The organism is Chitinophaga filiformis (genome assembly GCF_023100805.1).
In the GTDB taxonomy this organism is placed as follows: Bacteria; Bacteroidota; Bacteroidia; order Chitinophagales; family Chitinophagaceae; genus Chitinophaga; species Chitinophaga filiformis_B.
Genome location: NZ_CP095855.1, coordinates 2,368,740 through 2,386,088 on the forward strand (window position 1 = coordinate 2,368,740; position 17,349 = coordinate 2,386,088).

Sequence of the window (17,349 nt, forward strand, 5' to 3'; positions counted from 1 at the left end):
GAGGTTGAGTAAATTATAATTTATGGTTAGTTGGCAAATTGTGCAGTAACTGCAATTATTATGCCTTTATTAGAAATCTTCGTCCAGGCTGAATGTCTGTGTATCCTTGCCGGACATTACACCTGCTTTCTGGTAATCGCCCACTCTCTTTTCAAAGAAGTTGGTTTTACCCTGCAGGGAGATCATTTCCATAAAGTCAAACGGATTTGCCGTGTTATATATTTTAGCATATCCCAGTTCACTTAACCAGCGGTCAGCAACAAACTCGATGTATTCAGACATCAGTTTGCTGTTCATGCCGATCAGCGCTACCGGTAATGCTTCTGTAATGAATTCTTTTTCGATGGAAACTGCATCACGGATGATGGTATGTACCTGCTCCTGTGGCAGTTTATTTTCGAGCATGCTATACAGCAGGCAGGCAAACTCACAGTGCAATCCTTCATCACGGCTGATCAGCTCATTGGAGAAAGTAAGTCCCGGCATTAATCCCCTTTTCTTCAGCCAGAAGATGGAGCAGAAACTGCCACTGAAGAAGATACCTTCCACAGCTGCAAATGCTACCAGGCGTTCAGCAAAGTTGCCATTCTCGATCCAGCGCAATGCCCACTCTGCTTTTCTCTTTACAGCAGGTACCGTTTCAATGGCATGGAACAGGCGGTCCTTTTCTACCGGATCCTTTACATAAGTATCTATTAATAATGCATATGTTTCTGAGTGGATATTTTCCATCATGATCTGGAAACCATAGAAGCAACGAGCTTCAGGCAACTGTACCTCACTCATGAAGTTAACAGCAAGGTTCTCATTCACAATACCATCACTTGCTGCGAAAAAAGCTAATACGTGTGTAATAAAATGACGTTCACCATCGTTGAGGTTATTCCAGTCCTTCATATCTGCACTCAGGTCGATCTCCTCTGCTGTCCAGAAACTTGCCTCATGTTGCTTGTACTTCTCCCATACCTTCGGATAGTTGATAGGCAGCAGTACAAATCTGTCTTTGTTTTCCTTTAAAAGCAGTTCATTCTCTAAATTCATCACTCAGTAAATTTTATATGGTTAACGTATACAGATAGAAAGGACGTGACGGAGCTATTATTCGCACGCGACTTAACATTGAACCCTTTCTTATTACCCTTTGATACGTGAATGTTCCGACCGGAGTTCATGTGCCTGCCGGATGCAAAATTCCTGCCTGGCTACCGGGGTGTTCGCTATAAATCCCTGGAGACTTAACAATCGCCGTCGTGAACTGATACAAATGTACACATGAATGAAAACCCACCCTTTTTTAGTTTTTAACAGCCTGTGGAAAAACAGCTGACGATTATTGAAGACATACTATGATAGCGCCCTCAGGCGAAACGGAAATATTAATAAACACTTAATCCCCAACTTCCATGCACAAACTCATGTGAGTAGCTGTTCCCGGCTGAAAGTTTTGTTAAATCACTTATGTAAATTGACTTTCAGCTATTTATTGCACATATTTACAAATAAATTATATTTCGCTGATGGCATCTCATGTATTAAGTCTCCGCCATATTATAAAGTCTTATCATGATACAGTGGTGTTGGATATCCCCGGCCTTGAGTTAGATTACGGGGTATACTGGCTGTTGGGAGGCAACGGGGCCGGTAAAACAACCTCGATGAAGGTCATGGCCGGTTTGATCCCCTTCAGGGGCGACATCCTGCTGGACGATGTCAGTTGCAATAAACAACCTGTGCAATACCGCCGCCTGGTCAACTACGCAGAGGCTGAACCCCTGTACCCGGGTTTTGTGACCGGCAGCGACCTGGTGTCACTGTATGTGAAAACCAAGGGGAAAGGATATAAGGATATACAGGAAGTGATTGACCTGCTGGGTGTTGCCTCATTTATCCACCAACCTGTGAGCAGCTACTCCAGCGGTATGCTGAAAAAGGTGTCCCTGCTGCTGGCTTTTACCGGCCGGCCCAAGGTGATCTTACTGGATGAACCCCTGATTACACTTGATACACAGTCACTTCCACTGTTATATACATTGGTGGATGAATTCCACCGGCAATATGGCGTTACTTTTTGCATCACCTCTCATCAGCCGGTAACTGCCGGATCGATCCAGCTGAAAGTGGAAGGAAAAAATATTGTGAAGGTCTAATTACTTATCCCCAATGGCTTTATCCAAGATATTCACAATCCGCTATTATGCACAGAACACGGGTTTTTTCCTGGTGATATTCTATTTCTTTTTTGGTATCGTTCCCGGCGGACAATTGCTGTCTTATCACCAGACACTCATAAAAGGCTTTACCGGCAATATGGATTTCCTGGCCCTGGTATGCCTGGCCTGGTTGTTATATAACCTGAAATGCATGGCGTTTGTCGTTAATGTATTATCCGCGAAAGACCATACTTTCCTTTACGGCACCCTTGGCGTATTGGAGGGCGCCGCGAAATGGCGTACCTGGTTATGGCTGCATGTAACTCTCTATGCGCCCATATTAATATATAGCTGTATAGCCACGGCTATTGCCATGCAATTACATTTTTATTCCTCAGCGCTTGTCATCGGACTATTTAATGTTATCATGATCTTTGCGCCACTATGGGTATATGACCGTAAAATGAAACATCCGGGTACGGCATCTTTCCTGGCCAGGTGGCAGCAATGGCTGAACAGGAATATCAGGAAGCCCGTATGGGCCATGTATGGCTATGAGCTGCTGAACAACGATACGAAGTCGCTGGCAATAGCCAAAGTCGTATCAGGATTTGTGGTCATTGCTACCTGTTCGCTGATGGGAAATACATATGACGAACGTTTCATCCTGGTGGGTTTCCTGGTGTGTATCTTATTCCAGGTCATACTGATATACAATCACAGGCGCTTTGATGATCTTTATCTCTCCCTGCTGCCACAGTTGCCGCTGCCGGTGTGGAAAAGATACCTGCAGACAGGCTTATTGTATTTGGTACTGTTATTGCCCGAAAGCATTCTGCTAACCTATAAGGTATGGCAACAGGCGGCGCCTGCGCATCTTATTATGTTGCTGGCCACAGGGGTATCTGTTTTAATGCTGTTACGCAGCTTGTTGTACTTTCCACGTATGGACCAGGACAAATATCTCCGCTGGGTGCTGATCATCTTTGTGAGCCTCCTTTTCCTGGGACTGGCACGTTTATACTGGTATGGAATAGCCCTGCTCCAGGTACCTGCTTTTACTATTTTTTACAATAGGTATTACCGTTATGAGGCTCCCCTGGAAAAGGTCGACTAAGCCCTCACTATCAAAGTGAAAATATGGGTATATTCGTCCGGAGATCGTAAACAAGGGCCACAGAATAAAAACATATTTTAACCATTGACTATGGGTTTTTTATCAAAAATCTTTGGTAGACGGAACAATGCCGGCACTGAAGATCAATTACCGGTTGTGCACATAGCTGATGATGATGAACGTATGAATTGGGCTATTGAAAAAGCCAACGCCACCTTACATTATTTCCAGACCTGTTTGCAGGAGCCGGAGCCCGAACAGCAATATTTTTCCGTAAAAGTGCTGATCGACGATGGTGTGAACCGCGAACATCTCTGGCTGATCTCCCCCAGTTTCGACGAAGAAGGGAACCTGTATGGAATAGTAGGGAATAAGCCGGTTTATGTTAACTCCGTTTCGGTCGATCAGAAGATCGGTATCGATCCGCGTTTTATTTCCGACTGGATGATCATTGAAGACGGAAGGCTGATAGGAGGTTATACCATCCGCGCTATCCGCGATGGCCGGCCGGTACACGAACGGCCTGAATTTGACAGGCAGGTAGGCTTATACATCGATGAAGGAGTTGATTATTTCGTACACGATTTTTCCACACCGGAAGGCGCTATTCTATGCCTGGAAGACGCCTACGATGAGCAGGATATAGAAAAGGCCCTTGCCTGTAAAAACTTTGAAGAGGAAGCCAGATTGCTGTTGCTGAAAATGAATGACAGATTCAGTGGAAAGGAAGTATTGGAAACTACTGCCGACATTTTACGCACATCATTCGTCAAAAGCCTGAAAAAAGATGGATTCCCGGTTTTCAAAGACCTGCGCCGCGCATATCCTTATCGTAAAAAGATCACGGACAATCTTTACCTGATCACGGAAATATGCATTTTCCCTGATGGCAGGAAAAGCAGGCAGGAGATCTACACCTTTAAAGGCGAAGACGGTTGGAGAGTACTAAACATAGTAGAATAATAATACACAGGTCCAAATATATCCATGTCATGATGAAGAAGATCTTAAGTCAAAGCTTTTTGCTTTTGTTCGCCGCTTTTACTGCAACTGCACAAAAACCACTTAATGTGGGAGTAGCGGGTTTATCGCACGACCATGTACACCTGCTGATGCATCAGTGGAAAAAAGGTCAGGTAACCATCGCCGGTATTGCCGAAGCAGATGCGCAACTGGTAGCCCGTTACAAGAAAAGCTACCAGCTGCCCGATTCCCTTTTCTATCCCGATCTGAATACCCTGCTGGCGCACAAACACCCGGATGCGGTATTGGGTTATAACCCGGTGGCAGAGCATATCAACATCGTAGAGGCCTGCGCTCCGAAGGGCATCCCCGTGATGGTAGAAAAACCATTAGCCACCACCGTAGCCCAGGCGGAAATAATGGCGGCGCTGGCAAGGAAACATCATATTCCCCTGCTGACCAACTTCGAAACTACCTGGTACAATACCAACCAATACGTGTACGATATGGTAAAAAAGCAGGATGCTATCGGCCCGGTGCGTAAAATGGTGGTACACGACGGTCATGAAGGTCCACGGGAGATAGGTTGCAGTGAAGACTTCCTGCGCTGGCTGACTGACCCTGTGAAGAATGGGGGAGGAGCGCTGATGGATTTCGGCTGTTATGGCGCCAACCTGATGACCTGGCTGATGGATGGCAAAGCGCCTGTCGCTGTTACAGCGGTAGCCCGCCATATCAAACCGTCCGTTTATCCTAAGGTGGAAGACGACGCAACCATCCTGCTGGAATATCCTGAGGCTACCGGTATCATAGAAGCGTCCTGGAACTGGCCCTTCAGTATCAAAGACTGGGAGGTTTTCGGTAAATCAGGTTACCTGCATGCACTGAACCCTAAAGAGCTGCAACAACGTAATAAAGCTGAATATCAGTCCGTTAAAGTGCCGGAAGCAGCCTATACCGATAATATTACATATCTTGCGGCGGTGCTGAATGGTACCCTGAAGCCAGGTAATGACCTGTCTTCCCTGGAAAACAACCTGATCGTGGTACGCATCCTGGAAGCCGCCCGTACATCTGTGAAGGAAGGAAAACGTGTTGTTCTTAAGTAAAAGGGGCGCCGGAACCGGCTTCTCTGTTACGATGTGGCATTACCCGGAGTTTAATGGATTGCCCGCTGCATTCGGGGCCTATCGTGGAGCCATGTGTTCAGGCGCTGGTCTGTGAGAGTTATCCGGAAGAAGAAGCAGAGAAGACGGAGAGAACAGGCACGCATTAGATTAACAACGAAGAAGGGACGAAGAAGCATCGAACAAGCGACGAACTAGCGTCGAATAAATGTTTCTTTCAAAATAAATAATAAACAGCCACACCGTTGTCACAAGCAACCGTGTGGCTGTTTGATAATATTACTATCCATCGTAACACTATTAATAAACACCTATGTCCAACACATCACAGCAAACCCGGTCTGCCAAAGACCGCGCCTGGATCATTACTCTAACCATCCTTTTCGGCGTAATGGCCGTTCTCCTGTTCTACACCATTATCTGCATCTGGCCATCCGGTTACGTGAGCAGTAAAGACCCCTTCAAATTGTTCGGAAGTATCTATACCATTACCGCAGAACATCGTTTCCTGCTGTTGATGGTACTGGGTGGGGCCCTTGGCGCCAATGTCCACCTCATTATCTCGTTCACCGCCTTTGTGGGTAACCGCACTTTTGTGACCACCTGGATTCCCTGGTACCTGTTAAGACCTTTGATCGGAGCCGGTATGGCGATGTTCTTTTATATGCTGCTGAGAGGCGGTATCCTCACCTACAGTCCGCCAGTAGCGCCCGAACTACCGGAAAACAATCAGGTTACAACAGCTCCTGCTACTCCGGCAGTTACGGAAGGCGAAGTGAGCGCCGGCGCTGTACCGGAAGAATCTACCGTTCATGGCGCTGCACACGATACTGCAGCCGTAGATTCTGCCGCTACGGCCTCCGATTCCACTGCCGCTATACCTGCTGCAGAAAAGAGCGAGGCTACAGCGCAGCGCGACAGCGTACCTCTGAACCCTTATGGTATGATGGCGATAGCCTGCCTGGTAGGCTTGTTTTCTAAAGAGGCGTCTGAGAAACTGGAGGAAGTGTTTAAAACGCTGTTCAACGTGAAAGAGAAAGTGCAGTATAAAGACCCGCTGCCGGCAGACAAGAATGATAACAGCAATGACAATGCCGGCGATCAGGCTGATGCTGCCGATGCAGGGCTGGCCGATTCGAAGACGGAACCGACTGAAGGGGTATAACTACCTGTATCGCTGATTATACCGTCAGGTCCTGAAAGAGGTTTACGCTTTTTGAGGAATGAACCTATTTCAGAACCTGACATAATCAAATCCTCTTCTCTTTGCGTACAAATTTCCGGTGGATGATCTCCTGCACCGGTATCCCCTCAATTTTACTTTCCAACCAGGAAATAATATCCAGGTACAGGAAAGACCGCCTTTCATAAGGGTTCTGGGACAATTGCACCAGCCGCTCTTTCAGGTCGGCAAAAGCGCTGCGCAAGGCCTTGGGATGTGCATAGATGTTCCGCCTTAGGAATTTCAGGATCTCCTCCATCATCTGGCCAAGGTCTTTGTTCTTGGCAATGAAGTGGTAAACCGATTTGATCAGGTATTCCACCAGGCTGTAGTTTTCCAGCTCATAGTGGGCTATCAGGTGAAGGATGCGCGCAAAACATTGAATATCAGCGCGCAAATTGCCTATTCGCAGGTGGATGATCTTATTCAGGTAATCGATCGCCTTATTATTATCCCCACTGCCGAAGTACAGGCAGGCTATCTTGTAATAGAACAAAAGTACCCTGTGCTGGTCGATCTTCAGCTGGTGCTCGGCTATTTCCGTTTCCAGCTGTGGCACGAGGGATAGTCCCTCGCTGAAAGTACCTTCCAGGAAGTAATGGTTGATACGCGCCGTATATACATACACAAAGGCTGAGGTCTTGGTATTCTCATTGAAGCTTTCCTGGTTCTCTGCAATGAAGGTTTCCAGTTCCTCCAGATCCCTCATGAACTTTTCGTGGTTCATGGTATAAAAATGGGCGGTCAGCAGGTTGTGCATAGCCTTGATATACAGTTCCACATCGGTCCGCTGCAGAGAGGGGTAGTCCTTGAACAGATCCACCCATTTCTGGGTATAGCGGTAGAACATGACAAAGTCCTGGAGGATGTAATAGTACCAGCTATAGGCCTGGTACAGGTGGATCTTCTCATAAAAACTCATGTCCGTACCACAGTTGGGCGGTAGTTCCTGTTCGAAGAACATCTTTACCATGTCGGCATCCTTCTTATCCCGGGCATGGCCCAGTTTCAGGTACAGTCCGTACATGCGGAGGGCCAGGGTGGAAAGGCGGCTGATATTGCTCAGCCGGTGCTCTATCTGGCGGGATTCAGCGCTCAGTTCGTCTGCCCGGTTCTCCAGGCTGCGGGTGATGTGCCGGCTCTCGATCTGTTTTTCAAATTCTATAATTTCATAGCTTAGCATGACCTCTTCCTGCTCAATGGCCATTGCTTTGGCGCGGGAAAGGATCTTAAGGCTCTGATTATAAAGCCCTTTACTGTACAATACACGCGCATAATCCAACTGTTCCCGCAGGTCTATCAGTGGGTCTTTCTGCTTGTACAACAGGCGGAGGCTGGTAAGCAACTGCTTATAAAGGTGAGCTTTGACATTACTGAGCTGTTGCTTTTTGATAGCGGGTATCTTCCTGAGGATCAATTCCTCATCGTACTCCTTTAATTTGTCCAGCGTATTGAAAAGTTGAATGAATAGGACGTCCTCCTTAGTGTTATTTTTGTTAAAAGCAAGTTGAAAATTGCGCTTTTCAGCTTTTGTGAGTGTTTTAATTAATATAAAGAGGGCGTCGTGCTGGTTGTTGGACATCGTTAATAATGTGTTATAATTGCCTGACAATCAAAAGTATAATCGATGTCAGGGCTAGTTATATATCGTAATTAAGTCAAATTTAGCTATGTGGTAATTAACATTGACTATTAGCTTTGAAGGTACAAACAAACAAGGAAGCACAAAATTATCAATTTCGCCGGTGTCAGTGTCTGATGATCTTAACACAAGGCGTTTCAAAATGTAAAATTACGGATGGGAAAAACATTATTTGACAAGATCTGGGACAGCCACGTGGTGGTTAGCAAGCCCGGCTTTCCGGATGCAGTATACATCAACACGCATTTTATTCACGAAGTGACCAGTCCGCAGGCTTTTGACGGACTGCGCAAAAGGGGGATACCGGTTTTCCGTACTGCTAAAACCAGGGCTACGGCAGACCATAATGTACCTACCATCGATCAGCACCTGCCTATTAAAGAGGCCCTGAGCCGCAAACAGGTAGAAATGCTGACCACCAACACTAAAGAGTTCGGCGTGGAACTGTACGGTCTGGGACACCCTTACCAGGGTATTGTACACGTGATCGGGCCCGAACTGGGTATTACCCTGCCGGGAATGACCATTGTGTGCGGCGACAGCCATACCAGCACGCACGGCGCCTTCGGTGCAATTGCCTTCGGTATCGGTACTTCCGAGGTGGAGCAGGTACTGGCTACCCAGTGTATCCTCCAATACCGTCCAAAACGCATGAAGATCGAGGTGAACGGTAAACTGAAAAAGGGCGTGGTGTCCAAGGATATTATCCTGTATATCATCTCTAAAATATCCGCTTCCGGTGCTACCGGCTATTTTGTGGAATATGCCGGAGAGGCTATCCGCAGCCTGAGCATGGAAGCCCGCATGACCATCTGTAACATGAGCATCGAAATGGGTGCCCGCGGTGGTCTGATCGCTCCTGACGAAACTACTTTCGAATATATTAAAGGCCGTGAGTTTGCTCCTAAGGGGGCCGACTGGGATAAGGCGCTGGCTTACTGGAAGACGCTGTATACCGATGCAGATGCTGCCTTCGACGAAGTACTGACCTTTGACGCGGCTGATATCGAACCAATGATCACCTACGGTACCAATCCGGGTATGGGTATCGGTGTAACCCAGCACATTCCTACACTGGAAAGTTTGGAAGACAAGGAAAAGCCATCTTTCAGGAAATCCCTGGATTACATGGGCCTGGAACCAGGCGCCGGACTGCTGGGTAAAAAGGTGGATTATGTGTTCATCGGTAGCTGTACCAACTCCCGCATTGAAGACCTCCGCATGGTGGCCGACTTTGTAAAAGGGAAGAAAAAGGCTGAAGATGTAGTGGTATGGATCGTGCCCGGTTCTAAACAGGTGGAAGCGCAAGCCAAGAAAGAAGGTATCGACAAAATATTTGAAGAAGCCGGATTCAATTTACGTCAGCCGGGTTGCTCTGCCTGTCTGGGTATGAACGAAGATAAGGTGCCTGCAGGGATGTATTGCATCTCTACTTCCAACCGTAACTTCGAAGGCCGTCAGGGACCCAATGCCCGCACCTTCCTGGCCAGCCCGCTGTCAGCAGCGGCAGCAGCCATTACCGGTAAAGTAACAGACGTAAGAGAACTGGTATAATCAACTGAAAAAATGTCCTGGAACGCAGAATTATATAAGGAAAAGCACGCTTTTGTATTCGAATACGGCAATAGCCTGATCGAATGGCTGCAGCCAAAGGAAGGGGAGAACATCCTGGACCTGGGCTGCGGTACCGGCGAGCTGACATCCCAGATAGCGGCCACCGGTGCAAAGGTAACGGGGCTGGATAGCTCCCCGAGCATGATCGCCAGTGCGCAGCAGCACTTCCCGGATATCACCTTCAGGGTGGGAGACGCCACCTCCTTTTCCCTGCCGGAAAAGTTTGATGCAGTGTTCACAAACGCGACCCTGCACTGGATACGTCAGCAGGAGAAAGCGCTGGACCGCATCTGGCAGCACCTGAAACCCGGAGGACGGCTGGTGCTGGAAATGGGTGGTAAAGGGAATGTGGACGACATCCTGGGAGCGCTGGAAAAAGCCCTGCACAACAGGGGCTATGCCTACAAAGCATTCTGGTATTTCCCTTCCGTAGGAGAATATACAACCCTGCTGGAAGAATATGATTTCCGCGTGAACCAGGTACTTTACTTTGACCGTGAAACCGAACTGGCAGACCCTGAGAATGGTATTGTGGAATGGCTGCAGATGTTCGGATCACATTTCCTGGAACAGGTACCGGAAGAGGACAGATTGCCTGTCCTGCAGGAGGCACAGGAAGCCTTAAGGGCTACCAACTTCCGCGACGGTAAATGGTACTCGAAGTATGTGCGCTTACGTGTAAAAGCAGAAAAAATTAATTCGGATCTTTAACTTGTAAAATGAAAGACCTTCCCGGAAGGAAGGCTGTTAATAATGAGTAAGAATTTTCAACATCTGGTTTCCACCGCAGTTCCTATTGCGATAGAAAATATTGATACTGATCAGATCATCCCTGCCCGTTTCCTGAAAGCAACAACAAGGGACGGCTTTGGAGAAAATCTCTTCCGTGACTGGCGTTATGAAAGCAACAACGAGCCTAAAAAGGACTTTGTGCTGAACAATCCCATCTACAAAGGTGAGATCCTGGTAGCAGGTAAGAACTTCGGTTGTGGCTCCTCCCGCGAGCACGCAGCCTGGGCTATTGCCGACTATGGTTTCAAGGTAGTGATCAGCAGCTTCTTCGCTGATATCTTCAAGAACAATGCACTGAACAACTTTATCCTGCCTATCCAGGTGACTGACGAGTTCCTGGACAAGATCTTCACCGCTATCGAAAAAGATCCTGCTGCCAAACTGGAAGTAGACCTGGAAAAGCAGACACTGAAGATTGCTGCTACAGGTGAGGAAACACGTTTCGATATCAATCCTTACAAGAAGACATGCCTGATGAATGGCTATGATGATATTGACTACCTGTTGAGCCTTCGTAAGGAAATAGAAGCCTACGAAGCCAGCCGTGAGTTTAATTTTTAACATTTTACTTCAGCGGTTTCGCCGTACTTTTCGAAGGGACGGCAGACCGCTGTGGTATGCAATGAAGTAAACATCAATTCTAATCAACTTTAAACTAAATGGGCGTAGACAAAAAGATACTGGTAATTCCCGGTGATGGTATCGGACAGGAAGTAACTGCCTGGGGCCAGAAAGTACTGGAAACAATTGCTGTAAATTACAAGCACAACTTTGTTTTTGAAGAAGGCATAATGGGGCATGTTGCAATCGAAGCTACCGGTAATCCGCTGCCTGATGAAACACTGGACAAAGCCCGCAAAAGTGATGCGATCCTCTTTGGTGCTATTGGTCATGCCAAATACGATAATGACCCTACACTGAAGGTCCGCCCTGAACAGGGATTGCTGAAGATCCGCAAAGAGCTTGGTTTATATGCCAATCTGCGGCCTATAAAGTTGTTTGATGAACTGCTGGAAGCATCCAGCATTAAGCCGGAAATACTCCGCGGAGCAGACATCCTGTTCTTCCGTGAGCTGACCGGTGATGTGTACTTTGGTGAAAAGAAACGTTCGGAAGATCGTAACACTGCTTCTGACCTGATGATCTATCATCGTTATGAAGTAGAACGCATCGCCCGCAAAGCATATGAAGCTGCCCGCAACCGCCGTAAAAAGCTGTGCTCTGTGGATAAAGCGAATGTACTGGAATCCAGCCGCCTGTGGCGCGAGGTAGTACAGGAGATCGCTAAAGAATATCCTGATGTGGAAACAGAACATATGTTCATTGATAATGCCGCTATGCAGCTGGTGAAAGATCCTAAACGTTTTGATGTGGTGCTGACAGCTAACCTGTTTGGCGACATCCTGACCGACGAGGCTTCACAGATCGCCGGTTCCATGGGTATGCTGGCGTCTGCTTCTGTAGGCGACAGTACAGGTTTCTATGAGCCGATCCATGGTTCTGCGCATGACATTGCAGGTAAAGGTATTGCCAACCCGCTGGCCTCTATCCTGTCTGCCGCACTGATGCTCGATATTTCTTTCGGACTCAAAACAGAATCACTGCGTGTGATCAAGGCAGTAGAAGCAACATTGAAACAAGGCTTCCGTACCATGGATATTGCCAACAAGCATACGGAAAATCACTTCGTGATGGGTACAGATGCAATGGGCGCAAAAGTGTTGGAAAACCTGAGTTAATCTGCCAGCACAATTTGCCAACTAATTAAATTATCCAATAACACAAATAATTTAAGATGAGCGATAAAAATCGTGTATACGTCTTCGATACTACTCTCCGTGACGGTGAACAGGTGCCTGGCTGCCAGCTTACAACTGTTGAAAAGATCGAGGTAGCGAAAGAACTGGAAGCGCTGGGAGTAGATGTTATTGAAGCCGGGTTCCCGATCTCCAGTCCCGGCGATTTTCAAAGCGTCGTTGAAATATCCAAAGCGGTAAGCGAACCTGTTATCTGTGCGCTGACACGCGCCAATACTATGGATATCGATGCAGCTGCAGAAGCGCTCCGTTTTGCCAAACGTAAGCGTATCCATACAGGTATCGGTGCTTCCGATATGCACATCAAATACAAATTCAACAGTACCCGCGAAGACATCCTGAAACGCGCCGTAGATGCCGTTAAGTATGCCCGCAAGTATGTGGATGATATTGAATTCTATGCAGAAGACGCAGGCCGTGCCGACAATGAATACCTGGCAAGAATGATCGAAGCCGTGATTGCTGCAGGTGCTACAGTAGTGAACATTCCTGATACGAATGGTTACTGCCTGCCCGACCAGTATGGCGCGAAGATCAAATACCTGGTAGACAATGTGTCTAACATCGATAAAGCTATCATCTCCGTGCATTGCCATAATGACCTCGGTCTGGCTACTGCCAATACCATTGCAGGTGTGATGAATGGCGCCCGTCAGGTGGAATGTACCATCAACGGTATCGGTGAGCGTGCCGGTAATACTTCCCTCGAAGAAGTGGCTATGATCCTGAAAACCCATCATGCAATGGGTTATCACACCGGTATCAACTCAAAACGTATCTATGGTATCAGCAACATGGTAGAAACCATGATGCGTATGCCGGTACAGCCTAATAAGGCTATCGTGGGGCGTAATGCTTTCGCACACAGCTCCGGTATTCACCAGGATGGCGTGCTGAAACACCGTGAGAACTATGAGATCCTGAATCCTGAGGACGTAGGTATCGAATCCAATGCGATCATCCTGACAGCACGTAGCGGCCGTCACGCATTGAAACATCACCTGGAGCGCCTGGGTTATAAACTGGATAAGATCAACCTGGATGAAGTATACCAGCGCTTCCTCATCATGGCCGATCAGAAGAAGGACATCAACGATGCCGATCTGCAGGAACTGATGGGCGATGGAGATGATACGAACTATGACGATAAAGCGATCAAGGTAACACTGCTGCAGGTGGTATGCGGAGACCCGCTGCGCCCGATGGCAACAGTAAAACTGAAGATCAACGGTGAAGAGAAAGAAGCTAGTTCCGCAGGTAATGGTCCTGTAGATGCCGCTATCAATGCTATTCACGAGATCATCAAAGATCAGATTGATATTGATGAATTCAATATTCAGTCTATGCGCGGTGGTAGTAAAGATGTGAGCAAAGTGAACATGCGTGTGAAACACAATGGCCAGTCTTACTATGGCTATGGTTACTCTACCGACATCGTGAACGCTTCCATGCACGCATATGTGGATGCACTGAACAAGATCTATTAAGCAACATTGATATGAATGGAAAGGCCCTGTCGACAGACAGGGCCTTTTTTATTTGATGTCTTTAAACGCAATATCCATCAGCGGATACAGCTTGTGATCTTTCAAGTAATAATGCCACCATTCTGTAGGCAGTGGTACAAAGCCATATCGTTCCATCGTGCTGCGCAGCAATGCCCTGTTGGCCGCTATTACGGAATCAGGTTCGGCATAGTCGTGATGTGCTTTTACAGTAAAGTCATCATAACCGGTAGGCATGGGCACCGGTTTACCGGTACGCAGGTCTGCGATGGTCAGGTCTACCGCTACACCGCGGTTATGCCCTGAGCCCACATGCGGGTCTGCCGCATAACGGTCGTCCGGCACGATCTCCCACATCATCTCCGTTACACTATAAGGCCGGTAGCCGTCAAACACCAGCAGTCCCAATCCTTTTTTATTCAGCTCCAGCTGTACGGCCTTCAATGCTTTGGCAGCCGGCAAACGCAGGTATACAGCGGGATAGGGATACAATACCTTATGTGTGAAATTGTTGGCAGTCGCATAGCGGATATCCTTGCGTATACCGGGGATGTAGGTCATAATATTGACAAAGGCCTGGTTGCTGTCTGACGATACCAGTTCTTTGTACAGTGCCACAGTATTGACCACCGGCAGCCCGTATTTGTTCAGGGGAATCTTTTGTGCATATGCTGCGTAAATATTGTTTGTCAGTATGACATATAAAAACAAAGCAGCTTTCTTTTGGAAAGTCCGGTAATTGATTTTCAACCTTTTTTTATTTAAATAATCATAAATATGGTAATAAAGTACAAATTACTGGTAAAAAAGGATAGCTTTTGCCTTCTTAAAAGGGTTATTTTAGAACCCTTAAATCAGACAAATTATGAACCTGTTTAGATTAGACAACAAAGTGGCTGTGATCACCGGTGGTGGCAGCGGCATAGGACAGGCAATTGCGAAGGTATTTGCAGCGCAGGGTGCTGATGTGCACATCCTGGAGCTGAACGAGGACGGAGGTAAGCAGACAGCCGCAGATATTGCTGCGGCAGGAGGAAAGGCGCAGGTACATGGCTGTAACGTAGCACAGCAGGCATCCGTAACGGCTACCATGGATAAGATCATTGCTGCGGCAGGTCGCATCGATATCCTGGTGAACTGTGCCGGCATAGCACATGTCGGTAAACTGGAAACCACTACGGAAGAAGATCTTGACAGGATATATAATGTGAATGTGAAAGGCACATACAACTGTATGTATGCGGTGATAAAGCAAATGAAGGAACAGAAAGGCGGCGTGATCCTGAATGTGGCATCTATCGCGTCCAGCGTAGGTATTCCCGACAGGTTCGCCTATTCCATGAGTAAGGGCGCGGTACTGACCATGACCCTTTCAGTTGCGAAAGACTATATACAGGATGGCATCCGTTGTAACTGTGTGTCTCCTGCACGTGTGCATACACCATTTGTTGACGGATTTATTGCGAAGAACTACCCCGGTAAAGAAAAGGAAATGTTTGATAAACTGTCCAAAACACAACCGATCGGACGTATGGCAAGACCGGATGAGGTGGGCACGCTGGCTTTGTTCCTGTGTGCTGAGGAAGCCGGTTTCATTACAGGTTGCGACTATCCGCTGGATGGAGGATTTATCAGGCTGAATAATTAAGAATCCGCAAAAAGCAATTTACGAATGAGGGATTAGTTATATTCGTAATTCACATTTTAAATTCTTCATTCGAAAATTAATGCACAATTCCATGAAAGCTTGGCCATTATTACTTTCAGCAACCTTATTCTTTGCCTGTGGTCCACGTCAGGAGCCGGCATCCAACGAGGTCGAAGATACATCATCAGCAGGAGAGGCCTTTACACCGGTAACACCCACAGGAAAGGTCAGCGTATCTTTTCCGGTGACTGATACCACTGAGATCAAGATCCTCTTTGAACTAAATGGCCAGACGAAAGAAAAAAGCTTCGAACTGCCATTGGCAAAAGATGTGGAAGAGAAAGACCTGTACCGCCTGGTATGGGATAAGCCGAACAGCTGTTACATTGGTGTGTTGAAGCAAAACCGTACTACCCGTTACTATCACGCCAGTGTAGATGACAAGGGATACCTGCAGATCAATCATGTGGGAACGCCTCCCGCAGGTGTATGGCAATATGCGGAGAACAAAATGGGATTAGGAAAAGTAAGTGTGTCCGAAAAAGCAAAACTGGAAGATAGCTATAAGAAGAATATACAGTCAGGGAGGATCATCGCAGACTTTATTGTCAGGGTGGTGCCGCTGGCCTCGAAAGATTCCGTGCATATTTATGCTGAATTCGGCGGTGCCAACAGGACCATTTCCCAGGCAGTACCTGCTGGTTACAAGGCAGGGGTGCTTGCTTCAAAAGATAAACCGGCTGAATGTTTTATAGCATTGGAAAAAGAAGGTCAGCTGTTGAATACCGTAGAGATAAAGGTAGACGGCGGGCACTTACAGATCAATAATTTAAGATAATAGTATGTGCTGTACTGCAGCCATCACATAAAGCAAAAAGCATAAACAGTAATTTTTTATATGAAACTGATCAGATTTGGTTTACCGGGTGCAGAAAAGCCGGGTATTGTAACAGAAGCAGGTACATTCGATGTAAGTGCATTTGGAGAAGACTTCGGCGAAAGGTTCTTTGAGACAGATGGTTTACAGCGCCTGGCTGCATGGTGGGAAAAGAACAGCGGCAGCTGTGCACAGGTACCTGCCGGCACACGCCTGGGATCCTGCGTACAAAGGCCTTCCAAGATCATCTGCATAGGTCTGAACTATGCTGACCACGCGAGGGAGACCAATGCACAGATACCTGCGGAGCCTATTGTATTCTTTAAAAGTACTTCTTCCCTGGTAGGACCTAACGATAATCTGATCATCCCACGTAACAGCGAAAAGACTGACTGGGAAGTGGAACTGGCTGTTGTGATCGGTAAAAAAGCCAGCTATGTAGATGAGAAAGACGCACTGGATTATGTAGCTGGTTATGCATTGCACAACGACTACAGTGAACGCGCTTTCCAGCTGGAACGTGGCGGACAGTGGGTAAAAGGGAAGAGCAACGACACCTTTGCTCCCCTGGGGCCCTGGCTGGTAACCAAAGATGAAGTAAAAGATGTGAATAACCTGCGCCTCTGGCTGACCGTAAATGGTAAGACCATGCAGGACGGTACTACCGCCAACCTGATCTTCAAAATACCTTTCCTGGTATCTTACCTGAGCCAGTTTATGACACTGCTTCCGGGAGATGTGATCTCTACCGGTACACCGGCAGGTGTGGGACTCGGTATGAACCCACAGGTATATCTGAAGCCAGGCGATGTGATCGAACTGGGTATTGATGGATTGGGCAGCTCCAAACAAACGGCTGTCGCGTATAAATAAGC

General features: G+C 47.3%; 16 protein-coding genes. 13 read left to right on the forward strand and 3 right to left on the reverse strand.

The window, feature by feature from the left end:
* Positions 1-69 precede the first annotated feature (69 nt).
* Positions 70-1,041 (reverse strand): ribonucleoside-diphosphate reductase small subunit, encoded by a 972-nt coding sequence (locus MYF79_RS09830; protein ID WP_089832378.1) that lies wholly within the window; start codon positions 1,039-1,041, stop codon positions 70-72.
* Between the two features lie 476 nt (positions 1,042-1,517).
* Between MYF79_RS09830 and MYF79_RS09835 the strand changes: the two genes are divergently transcribed.
* From MYF79_RS09835 to MYF79_RS09855, 5 genes are all read left to right on the forward strand, one after another.
* Positions 1,518-2,147: an ABC transporter ATP-binding protein gene (locus MYF79_RS09835; protein WP_247813708.1), complete on the forward strand. Its 630-nt coding sequence runs from the start codon at positions 1,518-1,520 to the stop codon at positions 2,145-2,147.
* Between the two features lie 13 nt (positions 2,148-2,160).
* Positions 2,161-3,267, forward strand: a complete 1,107-nt coding sequence (locus MYF79_RS09840; RefSeq protein ID WP_247813709.1) for a hypothetical protein — start codon at positions 2,161-2,163, stop codon at positions 3,265-3,267.
* 90 nt (positions 3,268-3,357) lie between these two features.
* Positions 3,358-4,230, forward strand: coding sequence for a YegJ family protein (locus tag MYF79_RS09845; protein WP_247813711.1), 873 nt, complete (start codon positions 3,358-3,360; stop codon positions 4,228-4,230).
* A gap of 29 nt (positions 4,231-4,259) precedes the next feature.
* The gene (locus MYF79_RS09850) at positions 4,260-5,339 is read left to right on the forward strand and encodes a Gfo/Idh/MocA family protein (protein WP_247813712.1); all 1,080 of its coding nucleotides are present in this window, start codon (positions 4,260-4,262) and stop codon (positions 5,337-5,339) included.
* Between the two features lie 331 nt (positions 5,340-5,670).
* Positions 5,671-6,522 carry a hypothetical protein gene (locus MYF79_RS09855; RefSeq protein WP_247813713.1) on the forward strand — a complete coding sequence of 284 codons (852 nt, stop codon included), beginning with the start codon at positions 5,671-5,673 and terminating at the stop codon, positions 6,520-6,522.
* An 85-nt stretch (positions 6,523-6,607) separates the two neighbouring features.
* Here the strand turns inward: MYF79_RS09855 and MYF79_RS09860 are convergent, their stop codons facing one another.
* Positions 6,608-8,161, reverse strand: coding sequence for a hypothetical protein (locus MYF79_RS09860; RefSeq protein WP_247813714.1), 1,554 nt, complete (start codon positions 8,159-8,161; stop codon positions 6,608-6,610).
* A 216-nt stretch (positions 8,162-8,377) separates the two neighbouring features.
* Here MYF79_RS09860 and leuC point away from each other — a divergent pair, with 216 nt between their 5' ends.
* The 5 genes from leuC (at position 8,378) to MYF79_RS09885 (ending at position 13,931) form a co-directional block, all read left to right on the forward strand.
* On the forward strand, positions 8,378-9,775 hold the full coding sequence (leuC, locus tag MYF79_RS09865; protein ID WP_247813715.1) for a 3-isopropylmalate dehydratase large subunit: 1,398 nt from the start codon (positions 8,378-8,380) through the stop codon (positions 9,773-9,775).
* A gap of 12 nt (positions 9,776-9,787) precedes the next feature.
* Positions 9,788-10,546, forward strand: a complete 759-nt coding sequence (locus tag MYF79_RS09870; RefSeq protein WP_247813716.1) for a methyltransferase domain-containing protein — start codon at positions 9,788-9,790, stop codon at positions 10,544-10,546.
* Positions 10,547-10,588: 42 nt separating this feature from the next.
* Complete coding sequence (gene leuD, locus MYF79_RS09875; RefSeq protein WP_247813717.1) at positions 10,589-11,188, forward strand: 3-isopropylmalate dehydratase small subunit; 600 nt, start codon at positions 10,589-10,591, stop codon at positions 11,186-11,188.
* A 98-nt stretch (positions 11,189-11,286) separates the two neighbouring features.
* The gene (gene leuB, locus MYF79_RS09880) at positions 11,287-12,366 is read left to right on the forward strand and encodes a 3-isopropylmalate dehydrogenase (protein ID WP_247813718.1); all 1,080 of its coding nucleotides are present in this window, start codon (positions 11,287-11,289) and stop codon (positions 12,364-12,366) included.
* 56 nt (positions 12,367-12,422) lie between these two features.
* The gene (locus tag MYF79_RS09885; protein WP_247813719.1) at positions 12,423-13,931 is read left to right on the forward strand and encodes a 2-isopropylmalate synthase; all 1,509 of its coding nucleotides are present in this window, start codon (positions 12,423-12,425) and stop codon (positions 13,929-13,931) included.
* A 48-nt stretch (positions 13,932-13,979) separates the two neighbouring features.
* Here MYF79_RS09885 and MYF79_RS09890 read toward each other — a convergent pair whose 3' ends face one another.
* Positions 13,980-14,699 (reverse strand): M15 family metallopeptidase, encoded by a 720-nt coding sequence (locus MYF79_RS09890; protein WP_247813720.1) that lies wholly within the window; start codon positions 14,697-14,699, stop codon positions 13,980-13,982.
* Positions 14,700-14,814: 115 nt separating this feature from the next.
* Between MYF79_RS09890 and MYF79_RS09895 the strand changes: the two genes are divergently transcribed.
* The 3 genes from MYF79_RS09895 (at position 14,815) to MYF79_RS09905 (ending at position 17,347) form a co-directional block, all read left to right on the forward strand.
* A complete protein-coding gene (locus tag MYF79_RS09895) occupies positions 14,815-15,597 on the forward strand; it encodes an SDR family NAD(P)-dependent oxidoreductase (RefSeq protein ID WP_247813721.1) in 783 nt (260 codons plus the stop codon).
* 91 nt (positions 15,598-15,688) lie between these two features.
* Positions 15,689-16,435 (forward strand): hypothetical protein, encoded by a 747-nt coding sequence (locus tag MYF79_RS09900; RefSeq protein ID WP_247813722.1) that lies wholly within the window; start codon positions 15,689-15,691, stop codon positions 16,433-16,435.
* A 60-nt stretch (positions 16,436-16,495) separates the two neighbouring features.
* Positions 16,496-17,347: a fumarylacetoacetate hydrolase family protein gene (locus MYF79_RS09905; RefSeq protein ID WP_247813723.1), complete on the forward strand. Its 852-nt coding sequence runs from the start codon at positions 16,496-16,498 to the stop codon at positions 17,345-17,347.
* Positions 17,348-17,349 lie beyond the last annotated feature (2 nt).